General features: G+C 74.5%; 13 protein-coding genes. 3 read left to right on the top strand and 10 right to left on the bottom strand.

Annotation, left to right across the window (positions count from 1 at the left end):
- Positions 1–26: 26 nt before the first annotated feature.
- The gene (locus ACWDYF_RS08535) at positions 27–569 is read right to left on the bottom strand and encodes a bacterial proteasome activator family protein (protein ID WP_018569131.1); all 543 of its coding nucleotides are present in this window, start codon (positions 567–569) and stop codon (positions 27–29) included.
- Between the two features lie 231 nt (positions 570–800).
- Between ACWDYF_RS08535 and ACWDYF_RS08530 the strand changes: the two genes are divergently transcribed.
- A complete protein-coding gene (locus ACWDYF_RS08530) occupies positions 801–1,478 on the top strand; it encodes a hypothetical protein (RefSeq protein ID WP_389462726.1) in 678 nt (225 codons plus the stop codon).
- Between the two features lie 52 nt (positions 1,479–1,530).
- On the opposite strand, the gene ACWDYF_RS08525 is transcribed toward ACWDYF_RS08530, so the two are convergent.
- The 7 genes from ACWDYF_RS08525 to pdhA form a co-directional block, all read right to left on the bottom strand.
- Positions 1,531–2,511 (bottom strand): NAD(P)H-quinone oxidoreductase, encoded by a 981-nt coding sequence (locus tag ACWDYF_RS08525; protein WP_381738798.1) that lies wholly within the window; start codon positions 2,509–2,511, stop codon positions 1,531–1,533.
- 102 nt (positions 2,512–2,613) lie between these two features.
- Complete coding sequence (locus ACWDYF_RS08520) at positions 2,614–3,711, bottom strand: potassium channel family protein (protein WP_026252744.1); 1,098 nt, start codon at positions 3,709–3,711, stop codon at positions 2,614–2,616.
- Positions 3,708–5,225, bottom strand: a complete 1,518-nt coding sequence (locus tag ACWDYF_RS08515) for a molybdopterin molybdotransferase MoeA (protein ID WP_389462727.1) — start codon at positions 5,223–5,225, stop codon at positions 3,708–3,710. The genes ACWDYF_RS08520 and ACWDYF_RS08515 overlap by 4 nt, the downstream gene beginning before the upstream one ends.
- Positions 5,222–6,235: an NTP transferase domain-containing protein gene (locus ACWDYF_RS08510; protein WP_389462880.1), complete on the bottom strand. Its 1,014-nt coding sequence runs from the start codon at positions 6,233–6,235 to the stop codon at positions 5,222–5,224. Before ACWDYF_RS08510 ends, ACWDYF_RS08515 begins: the two co-directional genes overlap by 4 nt.
- A 315-nt stretch (positions 6,236–6,550) precedes the next feature.
- Positions 6,551–8,104, bottom strand: coding sequence for a dihydrolipoamide acetyltransferase family protein (locus ACWDYF_RS08505; RefSeq protein WP_389462728.1), 1,554 nt, complete (start codon positions 8,102–8,104; stop codon positions 6,551–6,553).
- A complete protein-coding gene (locus ACWDYF_RS08500) occupies positions 8,104–9,108 on the bottom strand; it encodes an alpha-ketoacid dehydrogenase subunit beta (RefSeq protein ID WP_381738804.1) in 1,005 nt (334 codons plus the stop codon). The genes ACWDYF_RS08505 and ACWDYF_RS08500 overlap by 1 nt, the downstream gene beginning before the upstream one ends.
- Positions 9,105–10,244 (bottom strand): pyruvate dehydrogenase (acetyl-transferring) E1 component subunit alpha, encoded by a 1,140-nt coding sequence (gene pdhA, locus ACWDYF_RS08495; RefSeq protein ID WP_389462729.1) that lies wholly within the window; start codon positions 10,242–10,244, stop codon positions 9,105–9,107. Before pdhA ends, ACWDYF_RS08500 begins: the two co-directional genes overlap by 4 nt.
- A gap of 176 nt (positions 10,245–10,420) precedes the next feature.
- Between pdhA and ACWDYF_RS08490 the strand changes: the two genes are divergently transcribed.
- A complete protein-coding gene (locus ACWDYF_RS08490) occupies positions 10,421–10,936 on the top strand; it encodes an Lrp/AsnC family transcriptional regulator (RefSeq protein WP_381738808.1) in 516 nt (171 codons plus the stop codon).
- 122 nt (positions 10,937–11,058) lie between these two features.
- Here ACWDYF_RS08490 and ACWDYF_RS08485 read toward each other — a convergent pair whose 3' ends face one another.
- Together ACWDYF_RS08485 and ACWDYF_RS08480 are read right to left on the bottom strand one after the other, a co-directional pair.
- Positions 11,059–11,649 carry a TetR/AcrR family transcriptional regulator gene (locus ACWDYF_RS08485; RefSeq protein WP_381738809.1) on the bottom strand — a complete coding sequence of 197 codons (591 nt, stop codon included), beginning with the start codon at positions 11,647–11,649 and terminating at the stop codon, positions 11,059–11,061.
- Positions 11,646–13,160, bottom strand: coding sequence for a 3-hydroxyacyl-CoA dehydrogenase (locus ACWDYF_RS08480; protein WP_018569141.1), 1,515 nt, complete (start codon positions 13,158–13,160; stop codon positions 11,646–11,648). The genes ACWDYF_RS08485 and ACWDYF_RS08480 overlap by 4 nt, the downstream gene beginning before the upstream one ends.
- 193 nt (positions 13,161–13,353) lie before the next feature.
- Here ACWDYF_RS08480 and paaN point away from each other — a divergent pair, with 193 nt between their 5' ends.
- Entirely contained in the window at positions 13,354–15,045 is a 1,692-nt protein-coding gene (paaN, locus tag ACWDYF_RS08475) for a phenylacetic acid degradation protein PaaN (RefSeq protein WP_389462730.1), read from the top strand.
- Positions 15,046–15,050 lie beyond the last annotated feature (5 nt).

The following is a 15,050-nucleotide window of genomic DNA, read 5'->3' as shown; positions in this document are numbered from 1 at the left end:
TACGGCCGGAGGCGGCCGGTGCGCGCTTACAGGTACGGGCCGCCGGAGCGGCCGCCCGTGCGCGGGTCCTCGACGACGCCCTCGTGGCCGACGCCCGGCGGCAGGGCGCGGCGCATCTGCTCCAGCTGGGCGCGGGCGGCCATCTGCTGGGCGAACAGGGTGGTCTGGATCCCGTGGAAGAGGCCCTCCAGCCAGCCCACCAGCTGCGCCTGCGCGATCCGCAGCTCCGCGTCGCTGGGGGTGCCCTCGTCGGTGAACGGCAGCGAGAGACGCTCCAGCTCCTCGACCAGTTCCGGCGCCAGGCCGTCCTCCAGCTCCTTGACCGAGCTGGCGTGGATCTCCTTGAGCCGGGCCCGGCTGGCGTCGTCCAGCGGAGCGACCCGCACCTCTTCCAGCAGCTGTTTGATCATGCTGCCGATCCGCATGACCTTGGCGGGCTGCTCCACCTGCGCCGTGACCGGGGTCTCGTGCGAGTCGTCGTCCCCGCCGCCTCCGAGCGCCATGCCGTCCTGGCCCACGACCAGGATCTGCGGATTCTCCGGCGACCGTTCGTTCCTCGGCATCTCCATACCGCCATTCTCTCGCACCCGTACCCGTCACCTCCCCGGTGCCCCCCGCGGACGGTGATCCACCGTGCCGCGTCCGGGACGTCGGCCGGGCCGAGTCCCCGGCGCGGTCGCCCCGGCCGGACCGCACCGGGCATTCGACCCGGCGGCCGAACCCGGAATGCCGGATCGCTCCGGTGATGTGACTGTGGTGGCACTGAACCACTGATCGGCCACCGTGAGGGGGTCCCCGGGGTGACTCCATGGCTGCCGCGCACCGCGCCGGGGGCGGCGGGACGGCTGATCGCGCCGGTACCGGTCCTGCTGGCGGCGCTGGTCCTGTCCGGCGGCCCCGCCTCGGCGCACCCGCGGCCGCCCGGCCCGCCGCCCTCCGCCTCGGCGCCCGGGACGCCCGTACCCACGCCCTCCGCCACGGCGGCGCACGCCGCCCCGTCGACCGCCCCGGTGCGTCCGCCCGCCCCGGAACACCCGGCACACGCCTCGCCCCCCGGGTCCGCCGCCCCGGTCCTCCTCCAGGCCCTCCAGGCCCTCCAGGCCGCTTCCCCGGCGGCGGCGCCCGCCCGCCGCGAGCCGTCCGGCGGGGACGACGACGAGGACGAGGGGCGGCGGCGCCCGGGACGGGCGCACCGGCACGAGGGCGGGACGAAGGACGGCGGCCACCGCCCGCCGTGGCAGGACGGGGAGGGCCGCAAGGAGGCCGCCTCGCCCGGTACGCCGACGGCCGCCCCCCGCTCGCCCGGGGCGTCCGTCGTCCCCCTGGCGTCCGCCTCCACCCGGCCGCCCGTCCCCCGCCCGCCGGGCGGTACCGCCTCCGGTCCGGTCCTGGAGATGCTGCCGCTCGGCAGCGGGCTGGTCCTGATCGGGCTCGGCCTGGGGCTGGCCTTCATCGCGCTGCGGGTGCGCCGGGCGTAGGCCGTGTCCGTGGCGCACGGCCGGAGCGCGGGCCCCGGCCGTGCGCGGCCGGTCAGGAGGCGACCAGCAGCACCTTGCCGATGTGGCCGCTCTCCTCCACGATCCGGTGCGCGGTCGCGGCGTCGCGCATCGGCACCTCGCGGTCGACGACCGGACGCACCTGCCCGTCCGCGATCAGCGGCCAGACGTGCTCGCGTACGGCGGCCACGATCGCCGCCTTCTCGTCGAGCGGGCGGGCCCGCAGCGAGGTCGCGCTGATCGCGCCCCGCTTGGCCAGCAGGGCGCCGATGTTCAGCTCGCCCTTGGCACCGCCCTGCATGCCGATGATCGCGAGCCGGCCGTTGACGGCGAGCGCCCGGACATTGCGGTCCAGATACTTGGCACCCATGTTGTCCAGGATGACGTCGGCACCGGCCCCGTCCGTGGCCCGCCGGATCTCCTCGACGAAGTCCTGCTCGCGGTAGTTGATCAGGATGTCCGCGCCCAGTCCGGCGCAGCGGTCCAGCTTCTCCCGGGTACCGGCCGTGACGGCGACCCGCGCACCGGCGGCCTTGGCGAGCTGGATCGCCATGGTGCCGATACCGCTGGAGCCGCCGTGCACGAGCAGGGTCTCGCCGGGGCGCAGATGGGCGACCATGAAGACGTTCGACCACACGGTGCAGACCACCTCGGGCAGGGCCGCCGCCTGCCGCAGGTCCACGCCCTGCGGGACGGGCAGCAGCTGACCGGCCGGTACGGCGGTCTTCTCGGCGTAGCCGCCGCCCGCGAGCAGTGCGCACACCTCGTCGCCGACCGCCCAGCCGGACACCCCGGGGCCGAGCGCGGCGATCCGTCCGGAGCACTCCAGGCCGGGGTGGCGGGAGGCGCCGGGCGGCGGGTCGTAGTGGCCCTGCCGTTGCAGGATGTCGGCCCGGTTGACGGCACCGGCCACCACCTCGACCAGCACCTCCCCCTCGGCGGGCACGGGATCCGGTACCTCGTCCCACACCAACGCCTCGGGGCCACCGGGTTCGGGAATCGTGATCGCATGCATGGGGCCGACGCTACTCCTCGCCCCGTCCCGCACCACCGGGCAGCGGCATCCGCGTGCCGCACCGCGCCGGGCGGGCGGCGCACGGGCCCGGGGACCGGGCGGTCAGTCCTGCGGCAGCGGGCGGATGTCCGGGGTGACCTGCGTGCCGGGCGTGGCCCGCACGATGGTGATCAGGCGGTCCGTCAGCTGGAGGGAGGCGGCGGCCGGGTCGTCGTACCCGAGGACCCGGTGCCCGCGGACGACGCTGACCACCAGGTCGTCGATCTCGCGCGGACTGCGGCCCGTCTCGGCCTTTATGACGGGCCGTTCGACGATGTCCAGCCCGCTGCCCTGCTGGATGAGGTCCTCCATGACCATGCCGGCGGCCGGGCTGAGCACCGAGAGGCCCAGCAGCCGTCCCGCCGCGCTCGCGCTGGTGATCACGGCGTCCGCGCCGGACTGCTTGAGCAGCGGGGCGTTCTCCTCCTCGCGCACCGCGGCGACGATCTTCGCGCTCCGGTTGAGCTGCCGGGCCGTCAGGGTCACCAGCACGGCCGTGTCGTCCCGCTGTGTGGCGATGATGATCTGCCGCGCCCGGTGGACCTCCGCCCGCTTCAGCACCTCGCTGCGTGTGGCGTCGCCGATGACACCGGCGTATCCCTCGGCCGTGGCCACGTCGATCGCCTTGGAACTGGGGTCGACCACGACGACCTGCTGCTGCTTCAGCCCGGTCGCGCAGACGGTCTGGATCGCCGACCGCCCCTTCGTCCCGAAGCCGACGACGACGGTGTGATCGCGCAAGGTGGACCTCCAGCGGCTCTGGCGCCATTCCTCACGGGTGCGCTCGGTGAGGACTTCGAGCGTGGTGCCGACGAGGATGATCAGGAACAGCACGCGCAGCGGCGTGATGACGAGGATGTTGGTGAGCCGGGCGCTGTCGCTGACAGGTGTGATGTCGCCGTACCCGGTGGTGGAGAGCGTCACCGTCGCGTAGTACGCCGAGTCGAGGAGGTCCACGGTCTGGTCGGCGCTGTCGTGATAGCCCGCGCGGTCGACGTAGACGACCGCGACGGTCACCACCAGCACCAGCAGTGCCATGGCGAGTCGCTTCGCGACCTGGCGTATGGGGCGGTCGACGAGTTTCCTCGGGAGTTTCACCCGATGGGTCACGAGATGCTCGTCCGCCTGGCGGGCGATCGCATCATGGCCCGGAAGTTTCACGTGAAACACACTCCGATTCCGGCGGCGGCCCAGGGCAGATCGAGCAGTTCGGCCTCCTGGCCCGCACGAAGGCCGCCCGCCGGTACGACGGCCAGCGCGTCGGCCGCGGCGACACCCCGCAGCATGGCAGGCCCGTTGTAGCGCAGCGGGACCGCATGGTCGCCGCGCAGTACGGAGGGTACGAGCCGGGTGTCGTGCGGATGGCCGTGCACCCCGTCCCGCAGCGGCAGCGTGTACGGCTCCGGGGCCGGGCGCGCGGCCAGGACGCGCAGCAGCGGTTCGGCGAGCGTGATCAGCCCGGAGACGGCGGCGAGCGGATTGCCGGGCAGCCCGACGAGGTGCTGGTCCTCCTTGGTGCGGGCCAGCAGCATGGGATGGCCGGGGCGCACATCGACACCGTCCACCAGGAGGTCGGCGCCGAGGCTGTGCAGGGTGGGGCGGACATGGTCGACGGGCCCGGCGGCGGTGCCCCCGGTGGTGACGATCAGATCGGCCGCGGACCGGCTGAGGGCTTTCTGCAGCGCCTTGGCGTCGTCGCCGATACGGCGCACCGCGGCCACCTCGGCGCCCAGCGCGCGCAGCCAGGACGGCAGCATCGGGCCGAGCGCGTCCCGGATCCGGCCGTCTCGGGGCAGCCCCTCGGTGAGCAGTTCGTCGCCGAGCACGAACACGTCGACGCGCGGCCGGGGCACGGCGGTCAGCGTGTCGTACCCGGCCGCCGCCGCCAGGCCCAGCACGGCCGGGGTGACCAGGGTGCCGGCGGGCAGCAGGTGCTCACCGGAACGGCACTCCTGTCCACGGGGCCGGATGTCCTGGCCGTGGCTCAGCTCCCGGACCGAGTGCAGCCGGCCCTTGGCGTCGGTGCGGCCGTGCTCGGTGCGCAGCACGGCGGTGGTGTCCTGCGGGATCCGGGCGCCGGTCGCGATGCGGGCCGCCGTGCCGTCGGTCAGCGGCTCGGGCTGCGCGTCCCCGGCCAGGGAGCCGCCCTCACGGACGTCCCACGGCCCGGGTCCGGCGACCGCCCAGCCGTCCATCGCGGAGGTGTCGAAGGAGGGCAGATCGGTGAGGGCCGCGACGGGCTCGGCCAGGACCAGGCCCAGGGCGGCGTCCAGGACGGCCGAGACGGGGGAGCGACGGGCGATGCCCCGCGCGGCGCGTCCGGCGATCTCGCGGGCCCGGGGCCAGGACGTCGTCCGCGGGTCGGCCTGCGAGGCGTACGGCGTGCCGTACGGGAGCGGGCCGGAGCCGGTTCCGTGGCCGGGGGAGGCGGCGCCGTCCGCTGCGGGGGCGGGGCCGCCGCCGGGCAGGCGGCCGGGGCCGAAGCCGGGGCCGGGCAGGTGGCCGCCGCCGGGGCCGGGCAGGTGGCCGCCGCCGGGGAGGTCACCACCACCCGGGAAGTGCCCCGCGCTCCCGTTCGCGAGCGCGAGCGCCTCCTCGACGTCGAGGTCCTCGGTGTCCCGGGTTCCGGCTGCCTTCCCGGCGTCCTCGCCGGTCTGCGCGCCGCGGGCCGTCATCCGGCGTCCGGGCGGGTGTCGGGCGTGGCGGCGGGTGTGGCGTCGGGCGCCGCGTCGGGCTCGCCCGGCGCGCTGTCCTCGTCCGCCCAGCGCAGCGCCAGCGCCGCAGCCTTGCGGGCCGCCTCGGCGACCGCCTCAGGACCCGCTCCGGCCTGCCGCGCCGCCGCGTAGCCGACGAGGAACGTGGTCAGGGGCGCCGCGGGCCGGGCCACGCCGTGGGCGGCGTCGCGGGCGAGGTCGAGCAGTACTCCGGTGTCGACGTCCAGGTCGATGCCCAGCTCGTCCTTGACTGCGGAAATCCATTCATCCAGCACGTGCCCATGCTCCCTGATGCGTGCCCTGGCGGTGGCGATGTCGTCCCAGGTGTCGCAGTCGAACGAGGCGACATCGTCCGGAACACGGGTGAGGTCGAGCACCGCGGTCAGCCGACGCAGCGGCAGCCCGTCGAGCGCGCCGTGCTCCCGGGTGAGCCCCGCCAGCCCGCGGCGCAGCGCGGACGCGCGGTAGGCCGCCACGAGCGGCTGGTCGCGGCCGTCGGCGTCGGTGAGCAGCGCGCCGTCGGCACGGCCCGCCCGCAGGGCGGCGAGCAGCCGCCGCACCGTGTCCGGCCGCAGGAAGGGCAGGTCGGCGGAGAGGACGACGACCAGATCAGCGGTGCTGCGGGACAGTCCCGCCGCGAGCGCGGCGAGCGGGCCGCCGCCGGGCGGCTCCTCGCGCGCCCAGCGCACGGGCCGTGCGGTGGGCCGGGGATCGGCCACGACGACGGTGACGGTCGCGTCGGCGCACGCGTCGAGCACCCGGTCGAGCAGGGCCCGGCCCCCGACCCGCACCCCCGGCTTGTCCACCCCGCCGAGCCGCCGCGCGGCACCCCCGGCGAGGACGACGACGTCGTGGCCGGGGGAGGCCGGGGCGACGGACGGGGATTCCGCGCTGGACGGAGAGGCGGCGCCGGGCGGGGAGGCGGCGCCGGGCGAAGGCCGGGCGCCTGCCCGCGACGGGGGCGGGGGCAGGCGCCGGGGCCGGGGCGGGTCACCTACCGGGGGCAGGTCCCCGGCTGAAGGCGGTTCACCGTCCGGCGGTGGATCCCCGGCCTGCGACAGATCCCCGGTCGCGGACGGATCACCGGCCGGAGGCGGATCACCGGCTGGGGCGTCCTGGGCACCGACGGGCTCGTGAGCGGTCACCCTCCGAGTATGCGTCCCGCCCGCACCGGCCCGGAACGCGGGCGTGCGCCGGACCCGACGACCGCCCAGGGCCGGGCCGTTCGCACGGACCGGCCCCTGCCCGACCGGGCGTCCCGACCCGGGCCCGGTCGGGACAGGCCCTCACAGCGTGCGCAGCAGCACCGCCGGCTGTTCCACGCAGTCCGCCACGTAGCGCAGGAAGCCGCCCGCGGTACCGCCGTCGCACACCCGGTGGTCGAAGGTGAGCGAGAGCTGGACGACCTGCCGGACCGCCAGCTCGCCCTCGTGCACCCAGGGTCTGGGGACGATACGGCCGACACCGAGCATGGCCGCCTCGGGGTGGTTGATGATCGGTGTGGAGCCGTCGACGCCGAAGACGCCGTAGTTGTTCAGCGTGAAGGTCCCGCCGGTCAGCTCCCCCGGCGTGAGCGTGCCGGTCCGGGCCGCCTCGGTCAACCGGGCGAACTCGGCCGTCAGCGCCTCGGCGCCCCGCGCGTGCGCGTCCCGTACGACGGGGACGACCAGCCCGCGGTCGGTCTGCGCGGCGAAGCCCAGGTGCACATGGCCGAGCCGGACGATCTCCCGGGCCTCCGTGTCGACCCTGGAGTTCAGCTCCGGGTGGCGGGCGAGCGCGGCCGTGCAGATCCGCGCGAGGAGGGCGAGCAGGGAGATCTTCGGCGCGCCCGCGGCGTTCATGGCCGCCCGTGCGCGCAGCAGCTCCGTCGCGTCGGCGTCGACCCAGCAGGTCGCGTCGGGGATCTCCCGGCGGCTGCGGGACAGCTTGTCGGCGACGGCCCCGCGTACGCCCTTGAGCGGGACACGGGTCTCCGCACCGGTCCCGGCCGGTCCGGAGAGACCGGAAGCACCGGAAGTCCCGGCCGGTCCGGAAGCACCGGAAGTCCCGGCCGGTCCGGAAGCACCGGAAGCACGGGAGGAACCGACGGGGGAGGCCGGACCGGCGGACGCCGCCTCCCCCGTCCTGCGGAGCGCTTCCTCCACGTCAGCGCGCAGGATGAGCCCGTCGGGCCCGGAGCCCGGCAACCGCCGCAGGTCCAGCCCGTGCTCGCGGGCGAGCCTGCGCACCAGCGGTGAGATCACGGGCACCGGCCCGTCGACCGGCCGGGAAGCACCGTCCACGGCCACCGACGACTCGTCCACCACGGGTACCGCGTCCTCGGAGGCCCAGGAGCCCCCGGAGGTCTCGGAGGTCTCGGAGGTCCCAAGGGCCCCGGAGGCCGTCGCCCGCGCGGCGGTGGTGACGGCCGGCCCGCCGCCGGTCACCGGACGCACCCGGCGGCGGCGCGCCGGGGGCTCCGCCGTGCCGTAGCCCACCAGCACATTGCCGGAGCCGTCGCCCGCGCCCGCCGGAGCACCGGTGCCGTCGATGCCACCGGCGGTACCGGTGCCGCCGGTACCGCCCGCGGCGGCCGGTCCGGACGGCGCGGCGGATTCTCCGACCGCGACGGTGAGCAGCGGCGCCCCCACCGGAAGCTCCGCCCCCTCCTCGCCGAAGCGCGCGGTGACCACGCCTCCGTAGGGGCAGGGCACCTCGACCATGGCCTTGGCCGTCTCGACCTCGACCACCGGCTGGTCGACGGCGACGACGTCGCCCACCTCGACCAGCCAGCGGACGATCTCCGCCTCGGTGAGTCCCTCCCCGAGGTCGGGCAGCCTGAACTCCAGCACCTGTGCCATCAGCCCTCGGCCTCCCACTGGAGACGCGCGACGGCGTCCAGGATCCGGTCGACACCGGGCAGGTGGTGCCGCTCCAGCATCGGCGGCGGGTAGGGGGTGTCGAATCCGGCCACGCGCAGCACCGGCGCCTCCAGGTGGTGGAAGCAGCGCTCGGTGACACGGGCGGCGATCTCCCCGCCCGGTCCGCCGAAGGAGTGCGACTCGTGGACGACGACCGCGCGCCCGGTGCGCCGGACCGACGCGCACACCGTCTCGTCGTCGAACGGCACCAGCGAACGCAGGTCGACGACCTCCAGGTCCCAGCCCTCGGCGCGGGCCGCCTCGGCGGCTTCGAGGCAGACGGGCAGGGAGGGGCCGTAGGTGAGGAGGGTGGCGCTGCGGCCGGTGCGCCGCACCACCGCGCGCCCGATCGGCTCGACACCCGGCGGTTCCTCCGGGTTCCAGGCGTCCTTCGACCAGTACAGCCGCTTGGGTTCGAGGAAGACGACGGGGTCGTCGGAGGCGATGGCGGCGCGCAGCAGTCCGTAGGCGTCGGCGACGGTGGCGGGCGTGACGACATGGAGCCCCGGGGTCGCCATGTAGTACGCCTCGGAGGAGTCGCTGTGGTGTTCGACGCCGCCGATGCCGCCGCCGTAGGGGATGCGGATGGTCAGGGGCAGCGGCAGCCGTCCGCGCGTGCGGTTGCGCATCTTGGCGACATGGCTGGCGAGCTGCTCGAACGCCGGGAAGGCGAAGGCGTCGAACTGCATCTCGACGACCGGACGCAGCCCGTACATGGCCATGCCGACGGCGGTGCCGAGGATGCCGGCCTCGGCCAGCGGTGTGTCGGTGCAGCGGTCCTCGCCGAACTCGGCGGTGAGGCCGTCGGTGACCCGGAAGACCCCGCCGAGGGCGCCGACGTCCTCCCCCATGACGTGCACCGCCGGGTCCGCGGCCATGGCGTCGCGCAGCGCGCGCGTGAGGGCCTGGGCCATGGTGGCCGGTTTGAGCGCGACGGTGGTCATCGGGCGGTGCCCTCCTCGGCCTCGGCCGCCAGCTCCGCCCGCAGCAGGGCCTGCTGCTCGCGCAGTTGCGGGGTCGGTTCGGCGTAGACGTGGGCGAACAGGTCCGCGGGGTCGAGCGCCGGGTCCTGGTTCATCCGCTCGCGCAGCCGCGCGGCCATCGTCTCGGCCTCCTCGCGGACGGCCGCGATGCCGTCCTCGTCGAGCAGTCCGCGCCCGGTCAGCTCCCGCTCCAGCAGCAGGACAGGGTCATGGTCGCGCCAGGCCGCCACCTCGGCGTCGTCCCGGTAGCGGGTGGCGTCGTCGGCGTTGGTGTGGGCGTCGATGCGGTAGGTCACCGCCTCGACCAGGGTCGGGCCGCCGCCCGCGCGCGCGTGCCGTACGGCGTCGGCGAGGACCTCGTGGACGGCCGCCGCGTCGTTGCCGTCGACCAGACGGCCCGGCATGCCGTAGCCGACGGCCTTGTGCGCCAGGGAGGGCGCCGCCGTCTGCTTGGCGAGCGGGACGGAGATGGCGAAGCCGTTGTTCTGCACCAGGAAGACGACCGGTGCCTGCCAGACCGCGGCGAAGTTCAGCGCCTCGTGGAAGTCGCCCTCGCTGGTGCCGCCGTCGCCGACCATGGCCAGCGCGACCACGTCGTCGCCCTTGAGCCGGGCGGCGTGGGCGAGGCCCACGGCGTGCGGGAGCTGGGTGGCCAGCGGGGTGGAGAGCGGGGCGACGCGGTGCTCTCGGGAGTCGTAGCCGGTGTGCCAGTCGCCGCGCAGCAGCGTGAGGGCTTCGACGGGGTCGACCCCTCGGGACACGACGGCGAGCGTGTCGCGGTAGCTGGGAAAGAGCCAGTCGTCGCCTTGGAGGACGAGCGCGGCGGCGACCTCGCACGCCTCCTGGCCGGTGCTGGACGGGTAGACGGCGAGGCGGCCCTGCTTGGTGAGGGCGGTGGCCTGCGCGTTGAACCTGCGACCGCGCACCAGGTGCGCGTACAGACGGCGCAGCAGCTCGGGGTCGGCCTGCGCGGCCGCCTCGGTGCCCAGGACGCGATGGGGCTCCGCGTCCGGCAGCAGCGGCGCGGGGTCGGTTCGGGGCTGCCAGGCGGGCGGCGGCGATGGCCGGTACGCACCCCGCTGCTCCATGACCGTCATGACGGGCACCTCCTCGTGGGAGCGGCTACGGGAGGCGCGTCGGCTGTGACTCGCCCCACCTACCGATTGTTCGGTCGTCGGCACATTTTGGCTACATGCGGCCCCAGGCTGTGGACAAACGGTTCTCCACAGCTTGCTATGGATGCAGTACGTCCATGGCGGAGAGGTGGGGGGACATGGCATCTGAACAAATGGCCGAGAACGTCGGGCGCACGGAGGACGGCGGCGAGTCCGCCCCGCCGCCCGCGCGTCCGCTGGACGCCATCGACCAGGACATCCTGCGGATGCTCCAGGCGGACGGCCGCGCCTCGATACGGTCGGTCGCCGAACGGGTCCACGTCTCGCGCGCCAACGCCTACGCCCGTATCAACCGCCTCGTCGAGGACGGGGTCATCCGCGGCTTCGGCGCCCGCGTCGACCACGAGCGCGCCGGGCACGGCACGTCCGCCTACATCACGCTGACGATCGTGCAGAACTCCTGGCGCACGGTGCGCGAGCAGTTGCGGCGGCTGCCCGGTGCCTCGCACATCGCCCTGGTGGGCGGGGACTTCGACGTCCTGCTGCTGGTGCACACCCCCGACAACCGGGCCCTGCGCGAAGTGGTGTTCACCCGGATCCAGGCCATCCCGGAGGTGCTCAGCACCCGCACCCTGCTGGTGTTCGAGGAGGAGGACCTGGAACCGCAGGGCTGAGCGCGGGCACCAGCGCGCAGCCGAATCCCGCGCCCGCGGCCTCGTCCCGCACGGCGCCCGGTGCCCGGTATCCGCTACCCGGTCGTGCCCGTACGGCCGCTCGCGCCGCCGGTCCCGGCCGGTCAGCCCGACTCGCGCAGCCCGCCGAAGACGAGCCGCACCACGGCGTCGGCCACGTCCTGCTCGCTCGCCCCGCCGCCGTCCGGGCGGTACCACTCCACGATCGAGTTGATCATCCCGAAGACCAGCCGGGTCGCCAGCCGCACCTCCACGTCGGTGCGCACATCGCCCTCGGCGGCCGCCGCCTTCAGCAGCTCGGCCACCCGGTGGTCGAAGGTGCGCCGCCGCTCCAGCGCCCAGCGCTCGGTCCCGGTGTTGCCGCGCACCCTCAGCAGCAGCGTCACATAGGGCAGTTCGGCGGTGAGCACCTCGACCATGCGCCGTACGACGTACTCCAGGCGCTCGGCGGCGCCGCCCACGCGCGCGTGCTCCTCGTCGAGGATCCCGAAGAGCCCGTCGAGCGCCCGGGTGACCGCCCGGCGCAGCAGTTCCTCCTTGCCGGCGACATGGTGGTAGATCGACGACTTGGAGATGCCCGCGGCCTTGGACAGGTGCTCCATGGAGGTGCCGTCGTAGCCGCGCTCGTTGAAGACCCGCACGGCCACCGACAGCAGCGTCTGGGGGGTGTACGTGTCACGTCGGGCCGTGGTCATGAGGCGGCCTCCCGCTTGTCGGTGGCGTACGCGTGGCGGTACAGCGCGAGGGACGGGGCGTAGCGTCCGGACGGGTCGCGCAGATGCAGGTCGTCCAGGAGTCCGTAGGCCCAGGTGCGGCCGAGGCGGCGGCTCCATTCGAAGGGGCCCAGGGGGTAGTTGACGCCCAGGCACATCGCCGTGTCGATGTCCTCCTCGGTGGCCACTCCCTTGGCGACGGCGTCGTGCGCCAGATCGATGATCCGTGCGACCGTGCGGGCCACGATCATGCCGGGGACGTCCCCGATGACGCTGACGGCCTTGCCGAGCGCCTGGAAGAGGCCGATGGCCTCGGACAGCGTCCGCGGGGAGGTGTCCTGGGAGGCGGACAGGGCGATCCGGGTGGCGCGGCGGTAGTCGAGGGCGAGGTCGAAGTAGACGACGTCGCGGAACTCCACGGAGCTCTGTCCGTCGGCGAGGACGAGCTGTCCGCCGCTCGGCAGCACCAGGCGGGTGCCGTGGTCCTCGTCCTCCTCGCGGACCTGGATGCCCGCCTCGCGGACGAGGGTGAGCACGTCCGCCGCCGGTCCCATGTCGCCCTCGGCGACGACGTACGCGGGCGGCTGCGCGGGCTCGGCGGTGTGCGGTTCGGGCCGTTCGGCGTCCTCCCCGTACTCGTACCAGCCGTGGCCGCTCTTGCGGCCGAGCCGGCCCGACTCCACCAGGCGCCGCTGGGCCAGCGAGGGGGTGAAGCGCACGTCCTGGAAGAAGGACCGCCACACAGAGTGCGTGACGGACTCGTTGACGTCCTGGCCGATGAGATCGGTCAGTTCGAAGGCGCCCATCCTGAACCCGCCGGACTCGCGCAGCACGGCGTCGATGGTGGCGGGGTCGGCCGCCTGCCCCTCGTGGACGGCGAACGCCTCGGCGTAGAAGGGGCGGGCGATGCGGTTGACGATGAAGCCGGGGGTGTCGGCGCAGGCGACCGGGGTCTTGCCCCAGGCACGGGCCGTCTCGTACGCGCGCGTGGCCGAGGTGACGTCGGTGGCGAAGCCGGAGACCACCTCGACCAGCGGCATCAGCGGCGCCGGGTTGAAGAAGTGCAGGCCGACGAAGCGGCCGGGGCTGCGCAGCACACCGCCGACGGCGGTGACCGACAGGGACGAGGTGTTGGTGGCGATCAGGCAGTCGTCGGCGACGATGCCCTCCAGCTCCGTCAGCAGGGCCCGCTTGGCGTCCAGGTCCTCCAGGACGGCCTCGACGACGAGGGCGCAGTCGGCCAGCTCGGCGAGGCCTTCCGCGGGCGCGAGCCGGGCGCGGGCCGCGTCCCGTTCGGCGCCGGTGAGCCGGTCCTTCTCGACGAGCCGGTCGAGCCGGGCGCCGATCGCGGCGGCCGCCTCGGCGGCCCTCCCGGGCAAGGCGTCGTACAGGCGTACGACATGGCCCGCGACCAGCGCGACCTGGGCTATGCCCTGGCCCATGGTGCCGGTGCCGACGACGGCCACGGGGCTGCTGAGGTCGAGTGCTGTCATGTGCGCGATCCTCCCGCACGGCGTTTTCACGGACGCGGCGGACCCCCCTGGCCCGACTTTTCCACAGATGCGGCGGACCCCCTTGTCCCGACCGATCGTTCGGTTACTCTAACCCTGACCGGCCGTCCACGCCCATGGTTCCGCCAGGTCATGAGCTCGACGAAGAGTCCTCCGGACAAGGAGTTGGTCCCGCATGGCCGCCGCACCGACCGCGCACGAGCTGATCGCCCGCCACCGGCCCACTCTCGACCAGGCACTGGAGGCGATCCGCACGCGCGCGTACTGGTCGCCCCACCCCGAGCATCCCAAGGCCTACGGGGAGCACGGCAGCCTGGACGCCGCGGCGGGCAAGGCCGCCTTCGACGCCCTCCTGGGCACCCGCCTCGACCTCGGCCAGCCCGGCACCGACGACTGGGTGGGCGGCGAGATCTCGCCGTACGGCATCGAGCTGGGCGTGACGTATCCGCACGCGGACCTCGACGTGCTGCTGCTCGCCATGCGCGCCGGACAGCGGGCCTGGCGCGAGGCGGGCGCGGAGCTGCGGGCCGCGGTCTGCCTGGAGATCCTGCACCGGATCAGCGACCGGACGCACGAGTTCGCGCACGCGGTCATGCACACCTCCGGCCAGGCCTTCATGATGGCGTTCCAGGCGGGCGGCCCGCACGCCCAGGACCGCGGCCTGGAAGCGGTGGCGTACGCGTACGCGGAGCAGACCCGCACCCCGGACACCGCGGAGTGGAGCAAGCCGCAGGGCAAGCGCGACCCGCTCGCCCTCACCAAGACGTTCACCCCGGTCCCCCGCGGCACCGCCCTGGTCATCGGCTGCAACACCTTCCCGACGTGGAACGGCTACCCGGGCCTGTTCGCCTCCCTGGCCACCGGCAACGCGGTCCTGGTCAAGCCGCACCCGCGCGCGGTGCTGCCGCTCGCCCTCACCGTGCGCGTCGCCCGCGAGGTGCTGGCCGAGGCCGGCTTCGACGCGAACCTGGTGGCGCTGGCCGCCGAGCGGCCCGGCGAGGGCATCGCCAAGGCCCTCGCCACCCGCCCCGAGATCCGGATCATCGACTACACCGGCTCCACGGCCTTCGGCGACTGGCTGGAGGCCAACGCCCGCCAGGCCAAGGTGTACACGGAGAAGGCCGGGGTCAACACGGTCGTCCTGGAGTCGACCGGCGACTACAAGGGCATGCTCGCCAACCTGGCCTTCTCGCTGTCCCTGTACAGCGGCCAGATGTGCACCACCCCGCAGAACCTGCTGATCCCCCGGGACGGCATCCGCACCGACCAGGGCCCCAAGTCCTTCGACGAGGTGGCCGCCGACCTCGCCAAGGCGGTGGACGCCCTGCTCGGCGACGACGCGCGGGCGAACGCCCTGCTCGGCGCCATCGTCAATCCGGACGTCAAGGCCCGGCTGGAGGCCGCGGCGGCGCTCGGCGAGGTCGCCCTCGCCTCCCGCGAGATCGCCAACCCCGACTTCCCCGACGCCGTGGTGCGCACCCCGGTGATCGTGAAGCTGGACGGCGCCAAGCCGGAGGCCGAGGCCGCCTACCTGAGCGAGTGCTTCGGACCGGTCTCCTTCGCGGTCGCCGTCGACTCGGCCGCCGACGCGGTGGAGCTGCTGCGGCGCACCGTCCGCGAGAAGGGCGCGATGACGGTGGGCGCCCACACGACCGACGACGAGGTCGAGCGGGCGATCGAAGAGGTGTGTCTGGAGGAGGCGGCCCAGCTGTCGCTGAACCTCACCGGCGGGGTGTACGTCAACCAGACCGCGGCCTTCTCCGACTTCCACGGCTCGGGCGGCAACCCCGCGGCCAACGCGGCTCTCACGGACGGCGCGTTCGTGGCCGACCGCTTCCGGGTGGTGGAGGTCCGCCGCGACGCCTGACCCCG

The sequence above is a fragment of the Streptomyces sp. NPDC003284 genome (assembly GCF_053589675.1).
This window is presented reverse-complemented; position numbering and strand designations above follow the sequence as displayed.